Raw genomic sequence first — 1,869 nt, 5'->3', positions numbered from 1 at the left:
GCCGACAGGGCCAGGGCGGCCGCTGCGCTGGAGGCCAGCACGAAAGTCTTCATACGCATAGGGGGGTATCCCTCCGCCTCTGTTATAGTAGGGGGCGGGTCTACCGCCTACGCGGGTCTTACCAGCCTTGCTGTATAAGGTCGAGGCGGAAACGTGACGGCATCGATCAGCAAAGGCGATACCGTGGCCTTGATGATACAGATGAATTTGGCGTCCACGCACAGAATAGTTAATCTCTAGCCGTTGATGCGTCACAATCTCCCGCAGCGAGACACTCTAACCTATGCGAGTGTCACGGCTCGATCTTTGGATCGACCATCTGCATCCCGAGCCACTCTCCTATCAGCGCCGGCTTGTCGGCCCCGTCGATCTCGACCGTCAGTTCGTGCTTAAGCAACCAGCGTCCGTCGCCCTTGTCGTCGGCCGATAAAAGCTTGAAGCGACCGCGAATGCGTGATCCCGCCGGCACCGGCGCCAGGAACCGCAGCTTGTCGAAACCGTAGTTCACGCCCATCCCGACGCCATCCAGCGGCGCCACGGCGTCATAGCTCATGGCTGAAGCGAGGCTCAGGGTCAGAAAGCCGTGCGCGATTGTCCCGCCGAATGGCGTGGCCTTGGCCGCCTCCGGATCGACATGGATGAACTGGTGGTCTTCGGTGCAATCGGCGAAGGCGTCGATCCGGGCCTGGGTGACGTCGAACCATTTCGACACGCCCACCTCCTCGCCGATCAGTCCCTGAAGCTCACTAGCCTTGGTCATCATACGTTTCCCTCAATGCGTTTGAGACGAGGTTGACCGACCCTTGTCACGAAGGAAAGACCTCAGCCGCCGAAGCGCCCCTCGATGATCTCGGCGTACAGCGTCGGATCGACGTTGCCGCCGGAAAGCACAATGGCCGTCGTCAGTCCTTTCGCCCTGACCTTTCCTGCAAGCAGGGCCGCGAGCGACACGGCGCCTCCGGGTTCGAGGACAATCCTGAGATGGCGGAAGGCGAACCGCATCGCTTCCGCGACCTCGGCGTCCAAGACAGTGATCGCCCCCGCCAGCCGCCGGTTGATCGGCCAGGTCAGCGCACCCGGCATCGGCGACATCAGGGCGTCGCAGATCGAGGGCGCGCCCTGTGGATGACCGACCCGCTCTCCGGCCGCCAGCGATCGCGCGGTGTCGTCGAACGCTTCGGGCTCGACCACGAAGACCTTCGTCGCGGGACTGCGTTCGGCCATGACCAGATTGATCCCGGCCATCAACCCGCCGCCGGACGCCCCGCATAGCAACTGGTCGAACGGCGCATCCGCCTGATCCAGCATTTCCAGCGCCGTCGTCCCCTGGCCCTCGATAATGAAGGGATCATCGAACGGCGGAACCAGGATCGAGCCGCGCTCGGCGGCGATGGCCGCTCCGATCGCCTCGCGGCTTTCAGTCCAGCGGTCGTAGAAGCGCACCTCGCCGCCGAAGCCGATCACGCCCTCGACTTTCACCCTGGGCGAATCCGACGGCATGACGATGATGGCCGGCGTCCCGACCATGGCGGCGGCGGCGGCCACCCCTTGGGCATGGTTCCCGGACGAGAAGGCGACGACGCCGCGCGATTTCTCCTCGTCGGTCAGTCGGCTGATGCGGTTGTAGGCGCCGCGAAACTTGAAGGCCCCAGCCCGTTGCAGGCTTTCCGCCTTCATAAGAACCCGCCCGCCGACCACCGCGTTCAGAGCCGGGCTTTCGAGCAGGGGCGTGCGCAGGGCGACCCCGTCGATCTGGCGGGCGGCGTCGAGGACGCCTTCATAGCTGGGCAGGTGCGTCGTCATATGCTCCCCTTAGCCCAATACGCAGCCGGGAGAGAACCATGAGCCTGATCCTCGCCATCGACCAGG

General features: G+C 64.2%; 2 protein-coding genes. Both read right to left on the bottom strand.

What is annotated here, in order from left to right; genetic code table 11:
* Positions 1 to 292: 292 nt before the first annotated feature.
* Entirely contained in the window at positions 293 to 760 is a 468-nt protein-coding gene (locus B3T77_RS00860) for a MaoC family dehydratase (RefSeq protein WP_292076179.1), read from the bottom strand.
* Between the two features lie 62 nt (positions 761 to 822).
* A complete protein-coding gene (locus B3T77_RS00855) occupies positions 823 to 1,803 on the bottom strand; it encodes a threonine ammonia-lyase (RefSeq protein ID WP_292076176.1) in 981 nt (326 codons plus the stop codon).
* Between the last annotated feature and the right edge of the window lie 66 nt (positions 1,804 to 1,869).

This window comes from Brevundimonas sp. UBA7838 (genome assembly GCF_002500885.1).
Lineage (GTDB): Bacteria > Pseudomonadota > Alphaproteobacteria > Caulobacterales > Caulobacteraceae > Brevundimonas > Brevundimonas vesicularis_C.
Note: the sequence above shows the minus strand (reverse complement) of the source record. Positions and strands in the feature narration are given on the sequence as shown.

What these genes read in the sequence shown, in the direction of transcription:
- B3T77_RS00860 (WP_292076179.1), bottom strand. Translation starts at nt 760, where the DNA reads ATGACCAAGGCTAGTGAGCTTCAGGGACTGATCGGCGAGGAGGTGGGC.
- B3T77_RS00855 (WP_292076176.1), bottom strand. Translation starts at nt 1,803, where the DNA reads ATGACGACGCACCTGCCCAGCTATGAAGGCGTCCTCGACGCCGCCCGC.